This is a genomic window from Arthrobacter sp. QXT-31, assembly GCF_001969265.1.
Lineage (GTDB): Bacteria > Actinomycetota > Actinomycetes > Actinomycetales > Micrococcaceae > Arthrobacter.
The window spans coordinates 4,217,843-4,241,324 of record NZ_CP019304.1; the positions used below are offsets into that span (position 1 = coordinate 4,217,843).

General features: G+C 65.5%; 22 protein-coding genes, 1 pseudogene and 1 riboswitch. Of the genes and pseudogenes, 5 read left to right on the forward strand and 18 right to left on the reverse strand.

The window, feature by feature from the left end:
• The first annotated feature begins 640 nt into the window (after nucleotides 1-640).
• Nucleotides 641-1,306, forward strand: coding sequence for a hypothetical protein (locus BWQ92_RS19185; protein WP_076802267.1), 666 nt, complete (start codon nucleotides 641-643; stop codon nucleotides 1,304-1,306).
• A gap of 97 nt (nucleotides 1,307-1,403) precedes the next feature.
• On the opposite strand, the pseudogene BWQ92_RS19195 reads toward BWQ92_RS19185, so the two are convergent.
• Nucleotides 1,404-2,397 (reverse strand): annotated as a pseudogene (locus BWQ92_RS19195) (IS110 family transposase); the annotation flags it as partial.
• A 400-nt stretch (nucleotides 2,398-2,797) separates the two neighbouring features.
• Here BWQ92_RS19195 and BWQ92_RS19200 point away from each other — a divergent pair.
• The 3 genes from BWQ92_RS19200 (at nucleotide 2,798) to BWQ92_RS23650 (ending at nucleotide 5,676) form a co-directional block, all read left to right on the forward strand.
• Nucleotides 2,798-4,222 (forward strand): alkaline phosphatase PhoX, encoded by a 1,425-nt coding sequence (locus BWQ92_RS19200; protein WP_076802274.1) that lies wholly within the window; start codon nucleotides 2,798-2,800, stop codon nucleotides 4,220-4,222.
• A 665-nt stretch (nucleotides 4,223-4,887) separates the two neighbouring features.
• The gene (locus BWQ92_RS19205) at nucleotides 4,888-5,139 is read left to right on the forward strand and encodes a helix-turn-helix domain-containing protein (protein WP_076802276.1); all 252 of its coding nucleotides are present in this window, start codon (nucleotides 4,888-4,890) and stop codon (nucleotides 5,137-5,139) included.
• A 363-nt stretch (nucleotides 5,140-5,502) separates the two neighbouring features.
• Entirely contained in the window at nucleotides 5,503-5,676 is a 174-nt protein-coding gene (locus tag BWQ92_RS23650) for a hypothetical protein (protein WP_157365206.1), read from the forward strand.
• Between the two features lie 139 nt (nucleotides 5,677-5,815).
• On the opposite strand, the gene BWQ92_RS19215 is transcribed toward BWQ92_RS23650, so the two are convergent.
• From BWQ92_RS19215 to BWQ92_RS19230, 4 genes are all read right to left on the reverse strand, one after another.
• The gene (locus BWQ92_RS19215; RefSeq protein WP_076802281.1) at nucleotides 5,816-8,119 is read right to left on the reverse strand and encodes a SulP family inorganic anion transporter; all 2,304 of its coding nucleotides are present in this window, start codon (nucleotides 8,117-8,119) and stop codon (nucleotides 5,816-5,818) included.
• Nucleotides 8,120-9,338: 1,219 nt separating this feature from the next.
• Nucleotides 9,339-10,229, reverse strand: a complete 891-nt coding sequence (locus BWQ92_RS19220; protein WP_076802284.1) for a C40 family peptidase — start codon at nucleotides 10,227-10,229, stop codon at nucleotides 9,339-9,341.
• A gap of 3 nt (nucleotides 10,230-10,232) precedes the next feature.
• Nucleotides 10,233-10,402: riboswitch (cyclic di-AMP (ydaO/yuaA leader) on the reverse strand.
• A 381-nt stretch (nucleotides 10,403-10,783) separates the two neighbouring features.
• Nucleotides 10,784-11,299, reverse strand: a complete 516-nt coding sequence (locus tag BWQ92_RS19225; protein ID WP_076802286.1) for a DUF2269 domain-containing protein — start codon at nucleotides 11,297-11,299, stop codon at nucleotides 10,784-10,786.
• Nucleotides 11,300-11,306: 7 nt separating this feature from the next.
• Nucleotides 11,307-11,567, reverse strand: coding sequence for a hypothetical protein (locus BWQ92_RS19230; protein WP_076802287.1), 261 nt, complete (start codon nucleotides 11,565-11,567; stop codon nucleotides 11,307-11,309).
• Nucleotides 11,568-11,672: 105 nt separating this feature from the next.
• On the opposite strand from BWQ92_RS19230, the gene BWQ92_RS19235 reads away from it, so the two are divergent.
• Nucleotides 11,673-12,263 carry a TetR/AcrR family transcriptional regulator gene (locus BWQ92_RS19235; protein WP_076802290.1) on the forward strand — a complete coding sequence of 197 codons (591 nt, stop codon included), beginning with the start codon at nucleotides 11,673-11,675 and terminating at the stop codon, nucleotides 12,261-12,263.
• A gap of 57 nt (nucleotides 12,264-12,320) precedes the next feature.
• Here BWQ92_RS19235 and BWQ92_RS19240 read toward each other — a convergent pair whose 3' ends face one another.
• The 13 genes from BWQ92_RS19240 to BWQ92_RS19300 form a co-directional block, all read right to left on the reverse strand.
• Nucleotides 12,321-12,731: a four-helix bundle copper-binding protein gene (locus BWQ92_RS19240; RefSeq protein ID WP_076802292.1), complete on the reverse strand. Its 411-nt coding sequence runs from the start codon at nucleotides 12,729-12,731 to the stop codon at nucleotides 12,321-12,323.
• A 115-nt stretch (nucleotides 12,732-12,846) separates the two neighbouring features.
• Nucleotides 12,847-13,329, reverse strand: coding sequence for a hypothetical protein (locus BWQ92_RS19245; protein WP_076802295.1), 483 nt, complete (start codon nucleotides 13,327-13,329; stop codon nucleotides 12,847-12,849).
• 91 nt (nucleotides 13,330-13,420) lie between these two features.
• Nucleotides 13,421-13,912 (reverse strand): hypothetical protein, encoded by a 492-nt coding sequence (locus BWQ92_RS19250; RefSeq protein ID WP_076803836.1) that lies wholly within the window; start codon nucleotides 13,910-13,912, stop codon nucleotides 13,421-13,423.
• Nucleotides 13,913-13,967: 55 nt separating this feature from the next.
• Entirely contained in the window at nucleotides 13,968-14,603 is a 636-nt protein-coding gene (locus tag BWQ92_RS19255) for a DUF3105 domain-containing protein (protein ID WP_076802297.1), read from the reverse strand.
• 123 nt (nucleotides 14,604-14,726) lie between these two features.
• Nucleotides 14,727-15,476, reverse strand: coding sequence for a cytochrome c biogenesis CcdA family protein (locus tag BWQ92_RS19260; protein WP_076802299.1), 750 nt, complete (start codon nucleotides 15,474-15,476; stop codon nucleotides 14,727-14,729).
• Nucleotides 15,477-15,479: 3 nt separating this feature from the next.
• Nucleotides 15,480-16,364, reverse strand: coding sequence for a F510_1955 family glycosylhydrolase (locus BWQ92_RS19265; RefSeq protein WP_076802301.1), 885 nt, complete (start codon nucleotides 16,362-16,364; stop codon nucleotides 15,480-15,482).
• 91 nt (nucleotides 16,365-16,455) lie between these two features.
• The gene (locus BWQ92_RS19270) at nucleotides 16,456-17,085 is read right to left on the reverse strand and encodes a DUF305 domain-containing protein (RefSeq protein ID WP_076802303.1); all 630 of its coding nucleotides are present in this window, start codon (nucleotides 17,083-17,085) and stop codon (nucleotides 16,456-16,458) included.
• Nucleotides 17,086-17,227: 142 nt separating this feature from the next.
• Complete coding sequence (locus BWQ92_RS19275) at nucleotides 17,228-17,704, reverse strand: hypothetical protein (RefSeq protein WP_076802306.1); 477 nt, start codon at nucleotides 17,702-17,704, stop codon at nucleotides 17,228-17,230.
• Nucleotides 17,705-17,799: 95 nt separating this feature from the next.
• The gene (locus tag BWQ92_RS19280; RefSeq protein ID WP_076802309.1) at nucleotides 17,800-19,953 is read right to left on the reverse strand and encodes a copper-translocating P-type ATPase; all 2,154 of its coding nucleotides are present in this window, start codon (nucleotides 19,951-19,953) and stop codon (nucleotides 17,800-17,802) included.
• A 67-nt stretch (nucleotides 19,954-20,020) separates the two neighbouring features.
• Nucleotides 20,021-20,347: a cation transporter gene (locus BWQ92_RS19285; RefSeq protein WP_236783003.1), complete on the reverse strand. Its 327-nt coding sequence runs from the start codon at nucleotides 20,345-20,347 to the stop codon at nucleotides 20,021-20,023.
• A 199-nt stretch (nucleotides 20,348-20,546) separates the two neighbouring features.
• Nucleotides 20,547-22,751, reverse strand: a complete 2,205-nt coding sequence (locus BWQ92_RS19290) for a heavy metal translocating P-type ATPase (RefSeq protein ID WP_083706479.1) — start codon at nucleotides 22,749-22,751, stop codon at nucleotides 20,547-20,549.
• A 56-nt stretch (nucleotides 22,752-22,807) separates the two neighbouring features.
• Nucleotides 22,808-23,032 carry a heavy-metal-associated domain-containing protein gene (locus BWQ92_RS19295; protein ID WP_157365207.1) on the reverse strand — a complete coding sequence of 75 codons (225 nt, stop codon included), beginning with the start codon at nucleotides 23,030-23,032 and terminating at the stop codon, nucleotides 22,808-22,810.
• A 19-nt stretch (nucleotides 23,033-23,051) separates the two neighbouring features.
• A complete protein-coding gene (locus BWQ92_RS19300; protein WP_076802318.1) occupies nucleotides 23,052-23,369 on the reverse strand; it encodes a metal-sensitive transcriptional regulator in 318 nt (105 codons plus the stop codon).
• Nucleotides 23,370-23,482: the final 113 nt, after the last annotated feature.

Sequence of the window (23,482 nt, forward strand, 5' to 3'; positions counted from 1 at the left end):
GGCCGTCTTTACCTGGTGTCTCACCCCATCGCAGTCAGGAGCGCGGCGCAAAATGTGCTGCCACTGGATGCCACTGCCGGTGCCGAAGAAGCTCCGGTTGAGCAGCAGCTGCACCCGGCAGCGGAAGAAACAAGGGGAAACCCGGCTCTGTCTTTTTGAGGAAGAATCGAGGGTGTGCTGGGGGTGAATGGCCGTGCAAGCGGGTCCGGCCACACCAGCCCGGACTTCCATGTCACGACAACCCAAGAAAACGCATCCTTTACCCCGGCTGGGTATAAAGAGCAATCGCGCATCCCGTGCCACGGCGGACACGCCGTTACCGGAATGTGACAAACATTGCTGGTCTGAAGTACGGTCTAAGTTGTGCCGGATTCTCCTTGAGGCAGGCACTCCCGAACGGATTGCCTAACTCTGCCGCTGCCCGGGATCCGTTCGCTTTTCGTCCGGCAGAGACGGGGAAACCCATTATTGGTCTGCTTCTGGCAGGTCTTAGAGTGTCCGGCCAAGCCCCACTTCCAAGGAAATGAGATATGACGCTCAATTCTGCCCTGCTGAGCAGCACGCGCGGCGCCACGCCGCACCAACCTCCGGTATCGGCGCTACGGCTGCCTGCTGCCCGAAAACGAAAGACTCACCAGAAATGACCGTTCAGAACGACCTCAGCCGCGAAGACGTTGCCTCCTATGAGGCAGAGCTCGCGAAACGGACTCCCTCGCTCTACTCGCGCTACATCGGCGCGATGCTCTACTTCATTGGCGCGGCCCTTATCGCCGGCGCCGTCGTGCACTATCCGGTCAACCCGGGCCTGTACACGATCATCTGCGTCGTCGGTGCGTTCGTGTTCCTCCTCGGCACCATCGTCAACGAGTTCGTGCTCGTCGATGAGCGCCCGCGGCTGAGCCGGGCCATCTCGCTCGTCGCGTTCTCGCTCCTGCTCTCCTTCGGCGTCGGCCTGGTCGGCGGCGGCATCCAGCACTTCGAACAGTTCCCCGAGCGCAGCGCCTGGATGACTCCGATCGGCCTGCTGATGTCGTACGTCGCGTTCATCGCCAAGGACGCCAAGGGCGGCCTGCGCCACCTGGTCAGCCCGTTTGCCGCAGGTGTCGTGTTGGTCGCCGTGTTGACGTGGTTCGGCATGTCCGCCCTCGCAAGCACCCTCGACTCCGAGAGCCACAGCCACGACTCCACGACGGCACCGTCGCAGGCACCCGCGGAGGCTCCGACCAGCGAAGACCGCACCAGCGACAAGCCGACGGACGCCCCCGCAGCGCCCGCACCCGACACCCACACGTCGCACAGCCACTAACCCGAGCCCGGCATGCTCAATCGTACATTCGTGCGCTCCTATTCCGGGTAGGGGTCTGTCCCGGCAATGTGGGATGGGCCGGTCCCGCGGTGGCGTAAAGGGAGTTGAGTTGGCGGTAGAGGATTCGGGCGATGTAGCGCTTGAGGGATCTGCGGATTTCGCGGTAGCTACGGCCTTCTTGGGTGCGTTTGGCGACGTGGTCCCGGGTTCCGGGGTCATGAGTCATCCGGGTCATGGTGATGGTGTGCAAGGCTCGGTTGAGGCGCCGATCACCACCCCGGTTGAGCCTGTGCCGAACAGTGTTACCGCTTGAGGGTGGCAAGGGATTCACCCCTGCCAGTGAGGCGAAGGCAGCTTCGCTGCGAACCCCTTCCTGGATGCAACCAAGCTGTCAGGACAGTAGCGACCGTGACAGCCCCGACGCCCACCATCTCCAACAGCGGTGCCGCGGGGCTTTGCTGGGTCAGCTCTGTCATGCGCTTCTGGTTCGCAGTCAGCTGGGTGGTCACTTCAAGAACGCGGCGCGCCAACCGAACTGCTTCCTCGCGCGCGATCGATAGTTCGATCTGCTCCTGTCGTTCCCGCCATCTGGTAATCGTGGCGATCTGGGCGGGAACCAGAGGTTTACGAGCGTCGATTCCAAGATCATGTGCCCGGAGTAAGGCGATGAGTGCATTGACATTCACTGTCCGTTCCCGGGTCAACTGATCCCGTGTGCTCAGGATTCTGAGTCCGGCACGAGTTCCTTCATCCCGGCGCGGAGCTCGGAGCTGGGACTCCTCTAAGCCGATGACAGCGGTTCCGATGGCGGCGGCGTCCAGCGGGTCAGATTTGCCGATCGCCCGGCGCCCTCGGGCGTTCATCCGTGGAGCTTCGGCCACGTCGTAGCCGGCGTCGCTTACTGCCCTGGCCAGACGTGCACCATAAGAGCCGATACCCTCAACGGCCCATAGACAGGCCATATCGCCGTCTGTCCGTCGGCCTACCCAGGCAAGTGCGCGGGAAATTCCTGCCGAGGTGGTCGGGAACTGCTCGCACGCGACCTGTCGCTTGGTACTGGCCTCGATGACGGCGTAAGTGTGTGTGCGGGCGTCCTTCCGTTCGAACGGGCAAGACTGGTCGCATCACGACCGGCACTGGACCTGGGAAGAGTCACTTCGAGGCAATACTGTGATGAGCCACAACCGCAGGGGCTGGGCAAGCTTCTAATCAAGCCACCGACGTGGGACAGGTCAACGCCGGCCGCTCCATCCAGCGCGGACCGGTCGGGGGAAATGCACCCTCCAGGGGCCATTGTTTGTTCGAGTCACGCGCCAGATAGAACGACCGGCATCAACACTGCCAGCCCTATAGGCAGCACCCGGCATTCCAGGGCCTCGCCCATGAAGCCATGGGGCCATGGGGCCGTAAGGCTGTCACGTCACGACCGGTTGTTCAAGGAACGAGAGCAGAGTAGACCTGTTTCAGGGACCCTTCTTGAGGAGCATCTCCATGGCCATGCCTGTGTCTCGCCGTAACTTCTTCGTGGGTGCCGGCGTAGGTGCCGCCGCCCTGGGCTTCGTGTTCGTGGGCGCCGGCAGCCTCGCCCCGTTCGTTCGTCCGTCCAATACAGCCACCCGCAATGCGGTCGGCTACGGCACCCTGGTTTCGGACCCCGACGGCATCCTCGCGCTGCCGGAAGGTTTCTCCTACAGGCTGCTTGCCCGTTCCGGCGAGACGGCAACGGCCGAAGGCGTCCACCCATCAGATCCTGACGGCATCGGTGTGTTTGACGGTCCCAAAGGGGGGTCTGTGCTGATCTGCAACCACGAAAACAACGGAGAGGAGCCCTTTCCCGTTCCCGTGGTGGAGGGACTCACGTACGATCCCGGGGCCAAGGGCGGCACCTCCACTCTGATCGTTGATGCAGAGGGCAACCTCGTGCGGCAGTACACCTCCGTGGCCGGCACCAACAACAACTGCGCCGGTGGCGTCTCTCCGTGGGGCACGTGGCTGACGTGCGAGGAGACCGAAGACCGGGCCGGGTCCGGGACCAACACCAAGGACCATGGTTACGTTTTTGAGGTGGACCCCGCCAGCCGCGAGGCCAACATCGACCGTTCCCCGGTCCCGTTGAAATTCCTCGGCCGCTACTCCCACGAAGCCGTCGCGATCGACCCTGCCACCACCCAGATCTACCTCACTGAGGACGCCGGCAACCCCAGCGGCCTGTACCTGCGCTGGACCCCGCCCTCAGGCTTCACTCCGGGCAAGGGCGCGCTGCACGAACTGGCCGTGTCCGCTGGCGGCGACACCGCGGGGCAGCTGCACGCCATGAAGTGCTCGCTCGGATCCACGCATATCAGGGACCTGTCCGAAGCCACCGAAGTCGGCACGCGTTACAACGTTGAATGGATCGACGTTCCGGACCGTGACGCCCGCACCATCTCGGTGCGGAAGCAGTTCAGGAACCACGAGATCACCCGCGCCCGCAAGCTCGAAGGACAGTGGTGGGGCGACGACGGTGCTTACTTCGTCTCCAGCTTCGCCCGCATCATCCAGGGCAGCGCCAATAGCCACGACGGGCAGGTCTGGTTCTACGACCCCGCCACTCAGAGCATCGCCCTCAAGACCATCTTCGGGGTCAACCCCAACCCGAATGCGGAAAGCGGCCACTTTGATGGCCCCGACAACATCACGGTGGCACCCCAGGGCGGCCTGATCCTCGCGGAGGACGGCGACGGCGTCTCGCATCTGGTGGGCGTGACCAGCCAGGGCAGGTCTTACCCGCTGGCCCGCAACGAAGCCAACGACTCTGAGTTCTGCGGACCGGCTTTCAGCAAGGACGGCAAGTGGCTCTTCGCCAACATTCAGTCCCCAGGTTTCACGCTCGCGATCACCGGTCCCTGGACCCGTCCATCCAACGACCCTGTGTAGGACAGGGTTAAGGACACTACCGGTCTACCCAGACGGAGTCTTTGGATTCCGGCCATTCTTAACCCCGCGGCGGTGGTGAATTCATACAGACTGCGACCATCGAGCATCTTTCCGATCGTAAGGGCTTCAACGAGGACTTCCTGGGCCAACGTGTGCCCTTTGCCGAGGCTGGCCGGCGAAAAGACAGTCCTGCTGCCGTACACGCACTTCTCGGGGCTGATGCGACTGGACAAGCGCCTCGCCGCCGTGACCGGGCTGGGGATCGACGGCAGCAAACTGATGGACATGAGTCTCGGGCATCGACACAAGGAACTAGGCAAGGGAGGGAGACCTTGCATAGGTTCGACGCACCCCTATTCAAAAACTATATCTGGCCAAACTTGCGGGGTGGGTCTCGCAGCCCTACCGAGACGTAGGCCTAAGCAAAGCGGCTGTCCAGAGGGGGCTTTCGCCACCCATCCCGGACTTGAGTGTGAATGCGTACTATGGCAGGCGGATCCGCGGACCACACGGCGTTACGACCGGTCACGGCACAAGCTGGCGAAGCCGGCCGGCTACGACGTTGCACGGGCGCTGGCGTAGCGTTCCCGGAGATGTCTCCTGACACGTCCCCGGCCAGGAAAATGTCAGAGGTGGATCAGGTCTGCCACGCATAGGATGGTCCGGTGTCCGATGAACCCACACCGCGCCGCTTCCTGACCGTCGAGCAGGCAGCCGAAGAGCTCAACGTGAAGTCGAGCCTCATCCGGGCACTCATCAAGACCGGGGAGCTACGCGCCATCCAGATCGGCGGGAGAGGCATGTGGCGCATCGGGCGCCAGGACGTCGAGGACTACGTCAGCGAAGCCTACCGGCGCACAGCCGAACGCATCGCCGCCGGTGAGCTCATGGACGAGAGGGAGCCCGACGCTGAGTAGCCGTTCCCTGGTGGGGCCTGACGGTCCAGATAACAAGCTGGGGTGCGTTTGGGTATGGGCTGGTTGTGGACTGTGCCCCGGTTCCCCAAAAGGGACGCTCGAACGGAGCGCTATCCCAATGCACACCTAGAGTGGACCATGGGGGAAGCGACGAGCGTGCGACTGTCCAAGTGGGCACCAGCCAGCGGCAGGAGGACTGTACTCGCGTGGGCAGAGGTTGCGATGATCCTGGTCCTCGGATGGGGCGCATATACCGGCACGCTCCGACCGATCGCCGAATTCGGTGGCTGGCCCGGGATTGCCTGGGATGGCGAAGAGCGGCCGGCGTCCTGCCCCCCTACGCCTGGGTGGCGGAAGTTCGAAATGGCTATCACCCTCGCTCAGCTGGTCGCCATTCCCGTCCTCGTCTTCAAAGGATCCAGATCAGCCTGGCGTGCCTGGTTCGACCGCAGCTGGATGCTTTGGCTCTCCGCCGTGCTGCTGACCTGCATCGCAGTGGCACCACTAAGCAATCCGCACCTCAGCTACCTCCCGTAGCCTCAGACCATCCAGCGGCAGCATACGGCTGGGCTTGTCCCCACGACTTTCGTTGAAAGCGCGCTAACCCCGATACACGGTGGGCAGGCGGCGTGTCGGGGCTGTGGTCGCGTCAGAGTTGGTCGCAGAGGAGCTCCGGTTAGTGCACGGCCATGCTCGGGTCCAGCTGCTCGATGCCCTCCGGGGTCACCAGGACAACGCGGGCCGTGCGGATGTCGTAGAACAGCCCGGTGGCCTGTACCTGTCCGGAAGCCAGGGCGGGACCGGTGACCGGGTGTTCTTCCAGCTTTTTGAGTTGGACGGCGACGTTGACCATGCTGAGTTGGTCGAGGTGGCTGTAGCCTTCGGCTGCGGCGGCCACGGCCACGGGGTGACCGGCCATGAGTTCGCGGTAGCTCGGCCGGGCGTGTTCCAACCAGGCATCGAAGCCCGCTCCCAGTGCGGCATTCGAAGCACCCTGGGAATCAGCCAGCACGGCCTTCATGGCGCCGCAGTTGGAGTGGCCGCAGACCACGATCGAGTCCACGGACAGGCCCTTGACCGCGAAGGACAGCGTCGAATCAATCGAGGCATCGTGGCCGTCGCTGCACACGACGTTGCCGATGTTCCGGAGCGTCAGCAGGTCGCCGGGGCCGCTGCTGGTGATAAGGTTCGGGTTGACCCGGGAGTCGACGCAGGCGACGAACAGTGTGTCCGGATTCTGTCCCTCGGTGAGATCCTGTACCAGCGGGCGCACCTTGTCGGCGTGCCGCCGGTGGTATTTGTCGATGCCCAGGAGGATTGATCGCAGCGGCAGCGGCCCGCCGTCGTCGTCCTCTGCTTGGTGGGCGCTGTCCAGAGGTGACGGCTGCCAGGATGTGCGGGGTGGCAGCGGGAATTCGCGGGGGTCCTGGCGCTGGGGCGTGTTGTCCGCGGCGTCGCGGAAGGCCGTGGTGCCGTGCTCCTCGAGAGTCACGGTCCCGCCCGTGTTCCGGTGCTGCGTCTGCCAGGCAAGCAGGGCCTCGCGGAAGGCGTGATCGAGGTAGTCGGCGTTGAGTTCGACGACGACGTCCTGGCCTTCGGGCACGGAATGGAGGACACGGTTGAGCCGCGGCAGGGCGAAGAAGCTGCAGGAACCGGCGATGGTGACGCGCCACGGAAGCGAATCAGCCGACGGCGCCTGTGCGTGGATCTGTGCCCGGAGCACGCGCCACAAAACGCACAGGGCAGCGAGCGCGAGGCCAATGATGACGCCTTCGAGCAGGTTAAGGACCACGACGCAGGCCAGGGTGACCATGTAGACGAGGAGGTCACCGGTGCGCAAGCTCGTCCTGATGTCGGCGACTTTGATGAGCTTTGCGCCGATGACCACCAGCAGCCCCGCCAGCACTGACAGCGGAATCAGCTGGATGAGGCCGGCGAACAGGGCGGAGAACACCAGGACCCAGACGCCGTGGAGGACGGCGGACGCGCGGCTTGCGGCTCCGGCTTCAACGTTGGTGGCGCTGCGGACGATCACACCCGTCACCGGCAGACCGCCGAGCATGCCGGAGACCATGTTCGCCGCACCTTGGCCGACGAGCTCGCGGTTGAGCTGTGTGCGCGGGCCGGTGTGCATCTTGTCCACGGCCACAGCGGACAGCAGCGATTCAATGCTCGCGATCAACGCGACCGTGATGACTGCCATTGCAGCACCGCGCCAGTTGCCGTCGGGCAGGCTGGGCAGCGCGAGGGCGTCGAACAGGGAACCGCTGAAGCTGATGCGCTCTACGCCAGGCGCTACCGCCACGGACAGTGCGGTGACCGCGACGACGGCAGCAAGCGGGCCCGGAATCTTCCGCACCGCACCCGGGACGTACTTCCAGCCAAGAAGAAAGGCCACGACAGCCAGGCCGAGCAGGGCGGAATGCAGCTCCACGTTGGTGATGGCCGCTGGAAGGGCAGCGAGATTTTCAACCGCGGACCCGGCTGCGTTGCCGCCCAGCAGAACGTGCACCTGCTGAAGGATGATCGTGATGCCGATGCCGGCGAGCATGGCCTTGACCACCACCGGCGACACTGCCAGCGCGGCCCGCCCTACGCGGCTGACCCCCAGAAGTAGCTGCATGACGCCGGCAGCAGCGGTGATCGCGCACGTCACCTGCCAGCCGAACTCGTCCACCAGACCGGCAACGACGACGGTCAGGCCGGCCGCCGGGCCGCTCACCTGCAGTGCGGAGCCGCCCAAGCTGCCCGCGACGATGCCTCCGACGGCTGCCGCGATAAGGCCGGCCATGACTGGAGCTCCCGACGCGGCGGCGATGCCCAGTGAGAGCGGGAGGGCGACAAGGAAGACGACGAGTGAAGCAGGAAGATCCGCGCCGAGGGAGCTGAGGAAACTTGGTTTCTTGATTCTCTGGGGCTTTCGGCCCGGCGGGCTGTGGGCGTCGTTGGGGACGGTGGCGGAACCAGATGAATGCGGCACGGAATCTCCTTGGCTCGGGAACGCTGACCCCTCTAGCGTAGGAAGGATGTCATGTACGGTGACAAGAGGATGTGACAAGCGTGACAAAAGCGTCGAGTAGGGGCCGTCATGTGGCGACCTAAGGGAACTTTCGCGGGGGCAGTGCGCGTTGGGAGACCTCGCACTCCGACTCGACACGCAGGGCAGACCGTCGCATTTGTCGGCGACGGTGCTTGGACAACGGGATTAAGAATCTCGCAGTCTCACCGTTTGTGAAATCACAGCTCTTCGGCCACAGGAAGCACCGGATCTCTGGACGTGGGGGAGTGCTTGTACGGGCGCTATCCCTGGATTCTGACTATCCAGCCGACAAGCTCTCCGTGATGTGCGCGCGGCTTCTGCAGGCTGATCACAGTGTGCTGCTTGGCGTCCCCAGCTTCTGTCAACCGCGCTTCAGGTTCCGCTGAATCCTCCGACGGGTGGTACCGCACGGAGATCTGATGATTCGCGCCACGCGACCGGAAAGAAGAGTCCAAGCCGAAGGGTCGGAGAGGTTGCGCACTGCGTCGGCGGAGGTGTCGAGCTGCAAAGGCACCGTTCGACGGCCCGCGAACAAGCCCGCCACCCAGTCCTGATTCATCGGCACCGAGCCCAGTCGATGGGTTGATCGAGTGCGACGTCCAAGCCGTCCTCGGCCACTTGCCATTGGGTCAACCACACGTCAGTTTCGTGCGGACCCCTAGCCGGCACGATGTCCTCTGCATCGACCACTTCGGGTTCCTTTCCCCTGACCGGCTCGTAGGAGAAGGCGAAATGCCCGTGATCACTCGAGGCGCAGGAATCGACGCGTCTGCTCCGCATACTCGTCGCCGAACATCGCGCGCTGCTTGGACCCGTCATGGAACCAGACTAGGGAACCCATTGCCGGGTCGCGAATGTCGCTTAGGGAAGCCAGCCAATCTGGTCTTGAGCGGACGCCGAAAGCCGGGACCGATCAGAGCCGCTGGGTTCGGCGGGGATACCTCCCCCCTGCCGAGTCTGGCGGCATTTGGGTTGATGCCGGCGGCGTCCTAAGACTCCGGCAATAAGACAATAAAACGTGCAGGCAGATAAGTGTCAGCCCAAGCGAATCGGTCACTGTCTCTCAGGTGTCAACCACCCGGTAGGGATCAAACCGCTCTTGGGGCACGACGGCGGCAGGTGCTGTTGCCCCTGCCGCCGTTTAATCTCGATTTGGCTCTTAGGCGTTTACCCGTACGAAGGTGGATCCTCCGAGCCAGGATGCCGGATGCACGATAGTTTCGTTGACGCCGTTCATGCCGCTGCTGATGGCCTGCCCGCCGCCGATGTAGATCCCGACATGTCCTGCGCGGATGATCAGGTCACCGGGCTGGGGGGTGGAAACCGGGGTCCCGTACTGGTGGAACTGCAGGGGCGCGAGGTCGCCCACCGACTTGCCGACGGACCGCAGGGCTTGCTCCACAAGGATGGTGCAGTCCTGGGTTGCTCCGAGCTGGGCCCGGGCCGAGGCCACGAGAGCGGCGCCCACCCCGCTGGCCGGAGCTGTAGAGGCGGCTGCTGCCGGTGCGGGCGATGAGGCCGGCTTGATGGATGCGGATGCAGTGTAGATGCCCATGCCGGCCGGCTTGGGTGCTGAGGGCACCGTCGGGGTCGCCTGAGGGGCAGCCGGGGGTGCCTGGGGCGCTTGGGTAGCCTGTCCGGCGCCGGGGATCCGAATCTGGTCACCGGGGTAGATCACGGAGGAAATAGACAGCCCGTTCGCTGACAGGACTGCGTTCAGGTCAACACCGTGGCGTGCCGAAATCGCCCCGAGGGTATCGCCCGATACAACGGTGTGCGTGGCGCCAACAGACGCAGCGGCTGCCTGGCCCTGCCCGGTCTGGGTCTGGGCGGTTGATGCAGTGCTTGTGCTGCCCGAGCCCTCCGGTGCGTAGGTGCCGGCTTGTGCCGGGGCGCCGATGCCAAATGCGAGGCCTGATGCTACGGCCGCGACAGCGGCGGGCCTGGCAATTGATGCAGCGTTGGACTTCAGGGAATGCGACAGTCCCTGCAAAGCGATGGACTGCGTCGGGGTGGCGCGGTGGCGCGCCGAAATGGACTTACGTGACATGGTATTTTGCCTCTCCCATGCCTGCGGGGTGAGCTGTCGGGTTCGGGTGGGAAGGTCACCCGGTCCATCTCCCCGTCGTTATACGGAGCGTCTGGACTTAACCCCAAGGCCTCGAATGATCACGGCCGGTAAAAAGGTGGTTCCCCCGTCCCCGCCATCGGAAATTGCGAACGGATCCCGGTCAGCGGCAGGGCTCGGCATTCTGCCCGGGAATGCCCCGATTAAACCAAGGCACCGATAGAGGCTACCCCACATGCCGGTGAAAAGTCACATTTAGGTAACGGTCCGCGTCGTTCGGCGACTTCACCTCATCAAGGGCTTCAGCGCGGGGGTCGCGGAGGCATGCATTACTGTCAGGGCCAGCAAGCCGGCATAGGCAATGTGCCTCGTGTTTCGGTGAAGGCAGGGGAGCTGCTGTCGTTGGTGCGCATTCGGCCGTACCTGTTGATTCCCGCGGGGCGTAGGAAGGCAAGGTGGTCAATCGCAGATTATCGAAGGGCCGCAGGTTACCGGCCCTCCGCGGGGGAGGATCGGCTCTGCCGAATCGCAGGCTGTTACGACACGGTCTGCTTGCGCTGCTCCAGTCGTTTTCGCTGGCCGTACCGGGTCATGCCCCGGGGCTTGTAGATGGCCAGGACAGTTGTCAGAAGCAGCACCACTAGGCCCCCGCCGGTGTGCAGCAGGGCAGAGGGAGAGTCCATGCCGGACATCGCCGGATCTTGTGCGATGCCTGCGACTGTGCTGATCGTCTGGACGTACAGCACCAGCACAACCGTCGCGATGAGGGTGAGGACGAGCTTGAAGAGCACCCAGTAGTGCCGGAACAGTCCCCAGACGGTTCCCACCGCCAGAACGAGGCCGGTCAGCAGGGACGCGAAGGCCAGCGGAACGAGGAGGGACCACACGGCCGCCTGCAGGGCCAACCAGAGGACGCGTCCCAACTGGGCGTCAGAGCTGGCCAGGACTGCAATGTCGAGGACGACGAAGACTGCAACCGCTCCGGCCCAGCCCACTGATGACATGACATGCAGGGTCAGCAGCACTTTCCGGGTCGCGGATGTCAGAATCATCGGAGGCTCACATCTGGCCGCCGTCGCGGTGGATCGCGGGCGGGTCAGGCTGGCTTTGCGCAGCAGCGGGGTGTGAGATGCGTGCGCCGATGCCGAATCCGTGTCTGGCGGGGCCGTGCTGACCCCCGGTGAGCAGCATGGCGGCAACGACGACAAGGATCAGGATGCCCGCAACGATCGCGGAGACCTTGACCCAGCGGGGCGGGCCGGTCAGAGTCTCCCTGGCGCGTTCGGCGCCGCTGTCCGGACGGTTTCGCTCGCTGGTCATGTCATTTCTCCTGCACAGTCATTTGCGTGGCGGCGGCTTCTTATAAGACAGTATGTCTCGCCTCCGGCGATGTGTCCAAGATGCGACGAAGCGTATAATTCAGGAATGCCGAAACTCTGGAATGAGACCATCGAGACCCATCGGAGCGCGGTCCGGGCCGCCATCCTGGACACCACAGCTGCTTTGGTGGGGGAGCATGGGCTGGCTTCGGTGACGATGTCGCAGATCGCCCAGTCTGCCGGGATCGGGCGGGCGACCCTGTACAAGTATTTTCCGGATGTGGATGCCATTCTGTCCGCTTGGCATGAGCGCCAGGTCCGGGCCCATTTGGAACAACTGGCCCAGGTCCGGCACAGCGCCGACAAGCCTGAGCGGCAACTCGAAGCCGTGCTGCAGACCTACGCCATGATTGCCCGCTCACGCCACGGCGGGGCAGAGGCGGCGCGGCTGCACCAGAGCCAGCACGTGAGCCACGCCCAGCAGCACCTCAACGAATTCCTCACGGACCTGCTGCGCGAGGGCGCAGAGGCAGGGGTCTTCCGTGACGATGTCGCCCCCGACGAGCTCGCCGGTTACTGCCTGCACGCGTTGGAGGCGGCAGCCGGGCTGACGTCCCGCGAAGCCGCCCACCGGCTCGTTAGAGTCACGATGAGCGGACTGCAACCACCAGCGGGAGCACAGCATCCCAGGACCTGAGGAGGGAGCAGGTAGAGCGCCGAGCCGGCGGCGGCCCGGCCGTTGTGTCCTGTCGTCTCACCCCATTGCAGTCAGGAGCGCCGCACAGGCGTCTTCGCAGCGGCGGCAGGCTTCGGCGCAGATCCTGCAGTGTTCGTGCATGCCGGAGTGCTGCTCGCACTCTTCGGCGCAGGCGGCGCAGGCGGCCCGGCAGGCTTCAAGCACCGCACGGGTAATGTCTGTATTGGTGGCGGTTTGGCGGGTCAGGATGTTGCCGGTGGCGGCGCAAATGTCGGCGCAGTCCAGATCGATGCGGATACAGGCAGCGAGGTCGGCGACCATCTTTTCGCCAAGGCAGGCGTCAGCGCACGCCGTACAGGCCTGCGCGCATTCAAGGCAGGCGGCGATGCACGCGGCCAGCGTGTCCTTCCCGCCCGTACCGGCACCTCGGGGATGGGATTCAAGCATCGCGCTGATGTGGTGGGTCATTATGCGGCTCCTGTCACTGGGGGCGGCCGGCCAGCCCGGCCGTCACGCCCCACCCTAGACCCGCCGCGCTCACAACGTCAGCCCCTGCCGCCGGCACCAACAGGCGACCGGCGTACTAGCGAAGGATCAACTTGGCCAGCACGATGAAGAGTCCCGGCAGGAAGAGCACCAGGCGAAGGAACGCTCCGACGGATTCCGCGGCCCGGACCTGCTCCGGCTCGGCCGGCACCGGGGCGTCGTACAGTGCTGCTGCCATCCGAAGCTGGTAGCTCAGGACCTCCTGGCGGAAGATGAACCACACGACGGCGAGGACCATTAGGGCAAAGCCGAGCTCCACGGTGATGCCGGAACCCGCGGAGGGCGAGGTGCCGATTCCGTAGACCACGGCGACATCAAGACCGGCCGCGGCCACGGCCACGCAGCCTGCAAGCCCCCAGCGATGGCGGACACCACTGGCTGTTGCCTGGTCCTGCTGGTTCGCCCCGGCGCGAGGCCGGTCGGCCGCGGTCCGGCTCCCGCCTCGGGTCAGGGCAAGCCCCGCTGCGATGGCGACAGCAACAATGGCTACGCCGAACAGGAGCAGGAACGGGTCACGCATGGTCAGATCCTCCTCTCCAGGCTGCCCAGGCTGCCCTGGCTGCCGGGCAATGGACGACTTCCTGGGTGAGCGCAGCCCCGGATCTTCGCCGTCAGTGCCATGCGGCGCGCCCATGCTCGTAGACCTCGCGGCTGCGCAGCGCTGCCTGCCGGGAGACTTCGGCGAGGCGGATCCGCCCCGCAGCCCGGTACAGGTCACTGGCCCAGTCGAACTCGGCGGCAGCGTCCCGGTACCGCGCTTCGTCGAAAAGGCGTCTGGCGATGTGGTGGCGGACCAGTGCCTCTCTGGTGCCCGTGGCGGCCAGCCGCAGGGCTTCCTCCTGCAGTCGAGTGGCGTCTGCCCACCGGTACCGGCGTTGATAGGCATGGGCGAGGACCAGCAGCGGCTTAAAGCGGTCCCCGGAGCTCTCCAGCAGCCTGTGGCCCTCATCCAGGGCCTCCTCGTGCCGGTCCAGCAGCGACAGAATCCAAACACGCTCCAGCGTTGGACAGTCCCCGAGCCGGGCTTCCACAGCGTCACGGTCCAGGATGACATCGCGCAACGTGGCGGGATCTGTGCGCCAAATATCGCCGCCCGCAGTCACTACACCATGCCTCCGGTCCCGGGAGCGGCCGGACTCAGAGCTGTCCGGTGCCACATCATCCGTCAGCCCCTCCAGTGCACGGAGCACCGGGTTCCGGTGCGTTCGGCGACTGGACATAGGCGTTGATGAAGGCCGGGATGCGGGAATCATCGGTGTTCTGCAGGGTCAGCTGTGCGCCCCATGCCGTGGCGGTGACGGGAGCTGCCTGGTCCTTGACCGGGCTGAGGAGAACATAGGGCTTATCTTTGGCGAGGGCAGTGAGCTCATTGATTCCAGCCGGAGTGAGGCTGGAGTTGTAGGTCAGCCACACAGCACCGTGCTCCAGGGAATGGACCGCGCGCTCCTCGCTGATGGGTTCGGTGTAGACGCCGCAGTTCGACCAGGTTGCGGAGTGGTCGCCGCCTGCCCCGGGCTCATGGGGGTAGCTGACGGGGCCCTGGACGTGCTTGCCGGCCAGGCCTGGGTAGGTCTGGATTCCCTCGATGGGCCGTTTCGCCGCCTCAGCGGCTGCATTCTTTTCCTGGATGGAACCGGTGACGCTGATGGCCACGGCGGCTGCGATGGCAGCCAGGAGCAACCCGAAGCCGCCATAGACCAGGACGTTCCATTTCCTTTGCTTGGCTTTTTGCCTGGCCTTGAGGGAGGCCAGGATGGCCTGGCGGTCGGTGGAAGACTTTTTGGAGTTTCTCATGCGGGTCGTCCTTTCTTTCCTGGGAGAGTGTTCGGGATGACGAGATGGGCACGCACCCGGTCCGTGGCGGTGATTCACGCATGGGTCGAAGCAGACCTGCGGGACGTCGGTGTGCCAAGGAGGTCAGATGGGCGTGAGGAAGGTTCCGGAGAGGTTTTGGAGACGGTAGATCCATTGCACCCAGATGCCGGTGACCATGAGGACTCCAAGGATGATGAGCATGGAGGCACCGGCGATATTGACTGTTCGGATGTGCCGGCGGACGAAGTCCAGCGCGGAGCCGACCCAGCCCAGGCCCAGGGCCGCGAGGGTGAAGGGGATGCCCAGGCCCAGGCAGTACGCAAAGGCCAGCAGGGCACCGCGTTCGGCGCTGCCGGTGGTGACGCTGAGGGACAGGACGGCGCTCAGGGTCGGGCCCATGCAGGGTGTCCAGCCGAGGCCGAAAACGATGCCCAGCAGCGGCGCCCCGGCGAGGCCGGTCCGGCGCCCGAGGGTGATTTTCCGGGTCTGCTGCAACCAGGGGATCATGCCGAGCAACGCCAGGCCCATGAGGATTACCACGACGCCGAGGCTGCGCATCAGGGTGTCCTGCCAGCGCAGCAGCCAGGAGCCGATCGCCCCGAACGCCGCCCCGTAGAGGGTGAACACGGCAGCGAATCCCAGCACGAAGAGTCCGACACCGGCGAGCACGCGGCTGCGGTTCCGGGGCTGGGTGGGGTCGGTCAGGCCGGAAACGAACCCGAGATAGCCGGGTACCAGGGGCAGGATGCAGGGGGAGAGGAAGGACACCAGACCGGCGGTCATGGCCAGGGGGATGGCGAGGAGCAGCGCGCCCGAGGTCACCGTGGAGGCGAAGAATTCTCCGATCTCCATGTTTCAGCCAGCGTCAGACGGCCGGAAGGTCGTTCCACCGTCCGTGGAAACCACGATCCCGTCAGCGGTGGCTGCCCAGATCCGCGGGTTGCCGTCGGCGCCCTTGACGGCTGCTATGGCCAGGACCTGGCCGTCGATACGGCCTTTCTTCGTCCAGGTCGCCCCTGCGTCGGCCGAGTAGTGGACGGTTCCGTCGGGCTCAACCCCTGCCACTTCCGCCGCATTAGCGAAGGTGGCGAACTGGATGATGGGTCCGGATTGGACGGGCGTCCATGTCGTGCCGCCGTTGGTGGAGCGCTGGATCCCGTCCGGGGTGGTCGCCAGGACGGTGTCGGTGCCGGGGTGTCCGGCGAGGGCGGCGGCGGCGAAGCCGGCGGTGATGGTCTTCCAGGTCTTGCCGTCCGGGCTGGTGCGCAGTGTTCCGTCGAACGCGACGATGCCGGATTTGGTGGTGGTGAGGGCGTGGAAGTCTGATTCGCCTTGCCGGGAGAGCTGTTCCCAGGTCTTGCCGCCGTCAACGGATTTGATCAGTCCGAGCGGGTTGGGAAGGCCCGAGCCTTCGCCGGGGTGGCCGGAGGCGTAGAAGACGCCCGCGTCTTTACCGGCGGTGAAGCCCATTAGGTCGTTGGTGCCGCCGATTTTGCTGGCGGGCTGTTTCGTGACGTCGAACAGCCCGTCGTGGGTGGCCAGCAGGACCTGGCTGGTGTCACCGCTGACGGTCAGTCCGTGAATGTGGGTGCTGGGCAGTCCGCTGCCGGCCTGCCGGGTGGATGATGCGCCGGCTGTCGGCCCGGTCGAGGGGGTGCAGGCGGCCAGTGCCAGGACGAGGGCGGCGGCGCCGGCCATCACGGCTGTGGACCGGGACATGGTTTTGGATGAGATAGGCATGGAAGCTCCGGGTGTTGGGACGAAAAAGGGGTTGCGGTACCGGGCACCGGCCTGGCCGCATCTGGGCGGCGGGCCGCGCCTGAGGTGCTGGTTAGAGGGTGGCCAGCAGCTTTTGCATTTCCTGGATTTCGGATTCCTGTGCGTTCACGATGTCTTTACTGAGCTGCACGGCGTCCGTGTTCTTGCCGGCGGTGTTCTCGGTTTTCGCCATCATGATCGCGCCTTCGTGGTGGGCGATCATCTGCTTCAGGAAGAGCCGTGCCGCTTCGGTGCCCAGGGCGGCGTCGAGCTTCTTCATCTCTTCATCGCCAATCATGCCAGTCATGCTATGGCCGGAGGGCATCTGGATGGGTTCATTCCAGCTCTTTAGCCAGCCGGTCATCGTTTGGATTTCAGGGCCTTGGGCGGCCTTGATCTTGGTGGCCAGCGCGGTCACCGGTGCCGGGATGTCCTTCTTCTTGAGCATCGTGTCACTCATTTCCACGGCCTGGGTGTGGTGCGGGATCATCGTCTGCGCGAACGTGACGTCCGCGGTGTTGTGGTCGGCGGCGGCCGCCGTTGCGCTGCCAGGCGCGCTGCTGGCCGGAGCGCTGGAGCTGCCGTGGTCCATGCCGGGCGTGGAGGTGCCGGTGGATCCGGTGCCGGATCCGGAGGCGCATCCTGCCAGGGCGATGGCCGCGGCGATAGCGGTTGCGGAAAGGGTCAGAAACTTCTTAGTCATGAGATCAGGTCCTTCAAGAGATCAGCTGTCGCGCCGGGGCGCCGGAGGGATACGTGCATCAGTGATGCACCTGACGGCCCGCGGGGGGACCTGTCAGGGTAAAGGGGCGTGGCGCCGGGAGGGTGGCGGCGCGGGGCCTCTTTTACGTCCTGCTGATGGACAGCTCACAAGGTGAAGGGCTGCCGGGAAGATAGGACCATTGGCTGGTGACAGCAGCGGCTGCCGCGGCGTTGTTGCTGATCTCCAGCACGTTGGTGCCCGGCGGCGGCGCGGCCATGGACGCGGTTTTCGCCGAGGGGGTGCAGGCCACGGTCATGGCCTGCATGCTGGTGCAGTCGCCGGACTCTGAACACGGCTCAACGGTGACCCCGGCCAGGTCCTGCTCTGCAGAGGCATGGCCGGAGACCATACCGGGCTGCGCCGGGTGTCCGGCATGGTCAGGGGATACTGCCGTGGTGTGCGCGTCGGCGGCTGGCGTGGCTGAGGTCGGGGAGTGCATGGCGTGGGTGCCGGTCAGGACGTGCATGCCGAAAATTCCGGCGATGATGGCCAGCACCGCGGCGACCAGACCCGTGCGGCGAAGGAACGCCGCCGCGTGGCGGTGAACTGCTGCGGTCATGACGTTCCTCCTTTCTGGGCGGGATCTGGTGTGACTTCTAGGCTACCGGCCACGGGACGAAACGGTGCCCCCCTGGCCGGTAGCGCCCGCTTGTGTCAACGAACCTGGGCGGGGTTCAGTTTCACCCGTCGCAGCAGCTGGGCGTTGAGCGCGACCACGATGGTGGAGGCGGACATCAGGACTGCGCCGGCGGCCGGGGAGAGCACGACCCCTGCGAAGGCGAGGACCCCGGCCGCCAGCGGCACTGCAATGATGTTGTAGCCGGTGGCCCAGACCAGGTTCTGCCACATCTTGCGGTAGCTGGCGCGGGACAGGTCGACCATCGACAGGACAGCGCGGGGGTCGTTGCCGGCCAGGACCACGCCGGCTGATTCCATGGCGACGTCGGTGCCGGCGCCGATCGCGATGCCGACCTCGGCCCTGGCCAGCGCCGGGGAGTCGTTGACGCCGTCCCCGACCATGGCCACCTTCAGTCCGCGGGCCTGCAGTTCGGCGACCTTCTTGTCCTTGTCCGCGGGAAGGACCTCGGCGAAGACCTCGTCGATGTTCAGTTCCGATGCCACGGCGGCGGCGACCTGGCGTGCGTCGCCGGTGATCATGGCGACTTTGACGCCCCGGTGCTGCAGGGCGGCGACCGCCTGGCGGGACTCTTCGCGGACGGCGTCTTCCAGGCTGACCGCACCGAGGATCCGGTTGCCGTCCACGACGTGCAGCACAGCCGCCCCGCGGTCCATCCACTCCCGGGTGGAAGCAGCCAGTGTTTCGGGTTCGGTGATTCTGAGTTCCTTCAGGAGGGCCGGGCCGCCGACCTGGAGGGTGCGTCCGTCCACGGCGGCGCGAACGCCGCGGCCCGTCATGGAGGTGAAGCCGGTGGCCTGCGGGATGCCCAGGCCCTGTTGGTGGGCTGCCTTGACGATGGCGCGTGCCACGGGGTGTTCGCTGTCGGCCTCGACGGCGGCGGCCAGGGCCAACAGCTCGTCCTTGCTTGTGCCGTCGGCGGTGGCGATGTCTTTGAGTTCGGGTTCGCCTTTGGTGAGGGTGCCGGTTTTGTCGAACAGGACGACGTCGATGGTGCGCATGCGCTCCAGGGCCATCCGGTTCTTGATCAGCACCCCGGCCCGGGCTGCCTGCTCGGTAGAGATGGCGATGACCAGCGGGATGGCCAGGCCCAGGGCGTGCGGGCAGGCGATCACCAAAACCGTGACGGTGCGGGTGACGGCGTCGGGGACGCTGCCCAGCAGCGTCCAGGCGATGAAGGTGATGACGCCGGCAGCTGTGGCGAAGTAGAACAGGAAGGCCGCGGCCCGGTCCGCCAGCGCCTGCGCCCGGGAGGAGGACGCCTGCGCTTCGGCAACCAGCCGCTGGATCCCGGCGAGCGCGGTATCGTCCCCGACGGCGCTGACACGGACCCTGACGGTGTTGTCGGTGGCGGCCGTTCCGGCAACCACCGAGTCACCGACGGACCGGAGCACGGTCTTGGATTCGCCGGTGATCATGGATTCGTCGAAATCGGCCTGGCCGCCGATAACGGTGCCGTCCGCCGGCATCCGCGCCCCGGACCGGACCAGGACCATGTCCCCGGCGCGGAGCTCGGAGATGCTCACGGTTTCGGTCCCTGCGTCGGTGATGCGTTCGGCCTCGTCCGGCAGCAGGGCCGCGAGGGCGTCCAGGGCTCCCTGGGCGGAGCCGAGGGCGCGCATTTCGATCCAGTGGCCCAACAGCATGATGGCCACCAGCAGGGCCAGCTCCCACCAGAAGTCCAGGTCGAAGCCGCCAATGCCCAGGCTGGTGACCCAGGAGGCAACGAAGGCGACGCTGATGGCCATGCCGATCAGCAGCATCATCCCCGGTTGCCGGGACTTGAGTTCATTCAGGCCGCCCTTCAGGAACGGCATGCCTCCATAGAAGAAGATCACCGTTCCCAGCACGGGCGGGATCCAGGCTGACCCCGGGAACTCGGGCGGCATGTAGCCGAGCAGATGCCCGAACATCGGGCTGAAGTACACCACCGGCACAGACAGGACCAGGGTCAACCAGAACCGGTCCTTGAACATCGCCGTGCTATGCCCGGCATGCTGGCCGTGCATGTGGACCACGTGGTCATCGTCGGGGCCGGGGCCAGGTCCTTCATGATGGCCGTGCCCGTCATGGGCGGGGGCCGTGGTGATGGACGCGGCGGGCGCCGGGGGAGTGCGGTGCGCGGCATCATCTGCCACGGATTGGTGGTGGTGCCGGGTGTGGTCTTCCATGATTCCTCCTTGCGGGGATCGGGCCGGCCCACGTGACCCGTCGGGTCGGCAGGCCGGCGGGACCGGATTAGCGGGTGGCCAGGCTGTATCCGGCGGAGACAACAGCGTCACGGACCGCCGCGTCGGCGGCGGATCCGGAAACCACCAGGCGTGAGAGGCCGCCCGGGTTCAGTGCGACGGAAGCGGCCCTCACGCCGTCAAGTGCCGTGACGGCCTTCTGAACGCTCTCCACGCAGTGTCCGCAATTAAGCCCCTCCAGGGAGTATTCGGCGTCCCCGGTCCCAAACCGGGATTCGTCGGCAGCGGCGGGTGAGCGGCAGCTGCAGCCCGAAGCAGAGGTATCCAGGGGCAGCTCTTTGCGTGATTCTGTTCCGCACATGTCAGTTCCATTCATTCGAAGACGGTTTCGATGGGTGCTGGGGTTGAACGGCTGTGAAGGCCGGAAGGTGCACCGGCCGGGACATACCACTTCACTGACAACACCTCAAACATACCCCTAGGGGGTATCAATGGCAAGAGCGGCCAGCCCTTCTCGCAACATTTGTGGCCGGGTGCAGGTGTTGACGGGGGTGGGCGATTGCCGGGTTTGGCCTCTAGTTCTTTCGGGGGAAGCGGCGCAGGCGGAGCGAGTTGCTCACGACCAGCACGGAGCTTGCCGCCATGGCGGCGCCGGCGATCATCGGGTTCAGCAGCCCTAGGGCGGCGACCGGGATGCCGATGGCGTTGTAGAAGAAGGCCCAGAACAGGTTTGTCTTGATCGTGGCCAAGGTCCTGCGTGAGAGCTCGATGGCCTGGGCCACCTGGCCGAGGTCGTTGCCCATGACCGTGAGGTCCGCGGCGGCGATTGCCACGTCGGTGCCGCTGCCCATCGCGATACCCAGGTCGGCCTGGGCCAGCGCCGCGGCGTCATTGACGCCGTCCCCCGCCATTGCCACGATCGCTCCCGAGGCCTGCAGTGCCCGGACCGCTTCGACCTTGCCTTCCGGAAGGACGCTGGCCATGACGTCTTCGGCCGGGATCCCGACGTCGGCGGCCACGGCAGCGGCGACAGCTGCATTGTCCCCGGTCAGCAGGATCGGGCGCAGCCCCAGTGTCTTGAGGCGGCTGATGGCGGCCGCGGAACCGGTCTTGACGGTGTCGGTCAGGCTGATGATTCCCGCCGCTTCGCCGTCCACGCCCACCCAGATGACGGTCGCCCCGTCCTGTTCCCGGACCTGGAGCGCGGTGCGGTGGCTGTCTTCAGGGTCGATGCCGTTCGCTTGCAGCCAGCCCGCCCGCCCGGCTACCACGAGGCGGCCGTCAACCGTGCCGCGGACGCCGCCGCCGGGTGCGCTGTCGAAACCGGTGACGGGCAGCAGGGGGCCGTTCAGTCGGGCTGCGCGGGCGATGGCCTGGGCGATCGGATGCTCACTGGCCGCCTCGACGGCGCCGGCCAGGGTCAGGACTTCCTCCCGGCTGGTCCCGTTGAGGCTTTGGACTCCTGCTACGTCCAGTTTCCCGGTGGTCACGGTGCCGGTTTTGTCCAGGACGATGGTGTTGACGGTGCGGGTGTCTTCGAGGACCTGGGGGCCCTTGATCAGGATCCCCATTTGGGCGCCGCGGCCGGTGCCGGCCAGCAGGGCCGTTGGGGTGGCCAGTCCCAGGGCGCAGGGGCAGGCGATGACCAGGACCGCGACTGCGGCGGTAAAGGAGGACTGCAGGTCGCCGCTGGAGAGCATCCAGAGGGTGAACGTGGCTGCGGCGAGGGCGAGGACCACCGGGACGAAGACGGCGCTGATCCGGTCGGCAAGCCGGGCAATCGGGGCTTTTCCGCTTTGTGCCTGGCTGACCAGCTTGCCCATTTGGGCGAGTGTGGTTTCGCTGCCGACGCGGGTGGCCTTTACCAGCAGCCGGCCGTTCGTGTTGATCGTGGCGCCGATGACGGTGTCGTGCACGCCGACGTCCACGGGAAGCGATTCGCCGGTGATCAGTGAGGTGTCGATCGCGCTTTGGCCGTCTACGACGTAGCCGTCGGTGGCGATCTTTTCTCCCGGGCGAACGAGGAAGATGTCTCCGGGCTGCAGCCGTTCCGCCGGTATCCGGACCTCGGCGCCGTCGCGGATTACTGTGGCGTCCTTGGCTCCCAGATTCAGCAGTGCCTTCAGGGCGTTGCCGGCCTGCTGTTTGGCGTTCGCCTCCAGGTACCTGCCCAGCAGCAGGAACGTGGTGATCACGGCGGCGACTTCGAAGTACAGGGCGTGGGCGCTCATGTCCATGCCCGGGTGTTCGGTCAGGGCGGGATCTGCCAGCAGTTGCCAGCTGGAGAACAGGAATGCTGCGCCCACGCCGATGGAGATGAGCGTGTCCATGGTGGAGGCGAGATGGCGGGCGTTGACGGCGGCGGCGCGGTGGAAGGGCCAGGCTGCCCAGGTGACCACGGGCAGGCTGAGGGCCAAGGCCCACCAGCCCCAGTGCGGGAACCGGGCGGCAGGAACCATGGACATAATGAGGACCGGCAGCGTGAGGGCGGCGGCGAGCAGCAGCCGGGGACGCAGTGCCGCAGTGGCCGCGGGTTCGTCCGTGGAGAGTTCCGCAGCCTCGGGCTCGGTACCCCGGTTGTCTGGGTCGCGGGTGGTCGGGGCCGTCTTCAGCCGGGCTGAATAGCCGGTAGCGGTGACAGTGTCGAGGATCTGTTGGTCCGTGATGGATTCGGGCACGGTGACTTGGGCGGATTCCAGCGGCAGGTTGATGACTGCCTGGACGCCATCGAGCTTCCCGAGTTTGCGTTCAACGCGCGCGACGCAGGAGGCGCAGGTCATTCCCTGAATATCGAGTTCAATGACGCGCGTGTTGGACAGTGTTGCCGATTCCACTCTTAGGCTCCGCCGGCGACTGTGTAGCCCGCTTCGGCGATGGCTTCGCTGATTTCTTCCGGGTCAAGCTTAGAGGCCGAGGTGATGGTGGCCACGGAAATGCCGTCCTTGTTCAGTTCGACGGTGACGTCCTGGACGCCGTCAAGCTCCTGGAGCTCTTCGGTGACCGAGGATACGCAGTGGCCGCAGTGCATGCCGGAGATTCCTACGGTGGTGTTGATACTCATGGTGGTTCTCCTTCTTGTCCTAGCGCAGCAGGCGCCCGATGGCATCTGCTGCTTCCTTGACTTTCGCCCCTCCGGCCTCGGGGGTCTCGGCGGCGGCGTTGACGACGCAGTGGCCGATATGGTCTTCGAGCAGTCCGAGACTGACTGCATGCAGTGCCTTGTTGATGGCCGCGACCTGGGTCAGGATGTCGATGCAGTACGCATCCTCGTCCACCATCCGGGCGATGCCCCGGACCTGTCCCTCGATCCGCTTGAGCCTTCTCAGGTAGGCGGCCTTGTCCGATGCGTAGCCGTGCTCCTGAGGGGGAACGCTACGGGCGTCAAGGGTTTCACTCATGATGCCTCCTTGGGTATAACAGCACTTTATACCCCTATGGGGTATAAAGTCCAGTACCCCATGGGGGTATGTGACGATTGAGTTGGACAATCAAAGTAGAGGCTTTTTCGGCC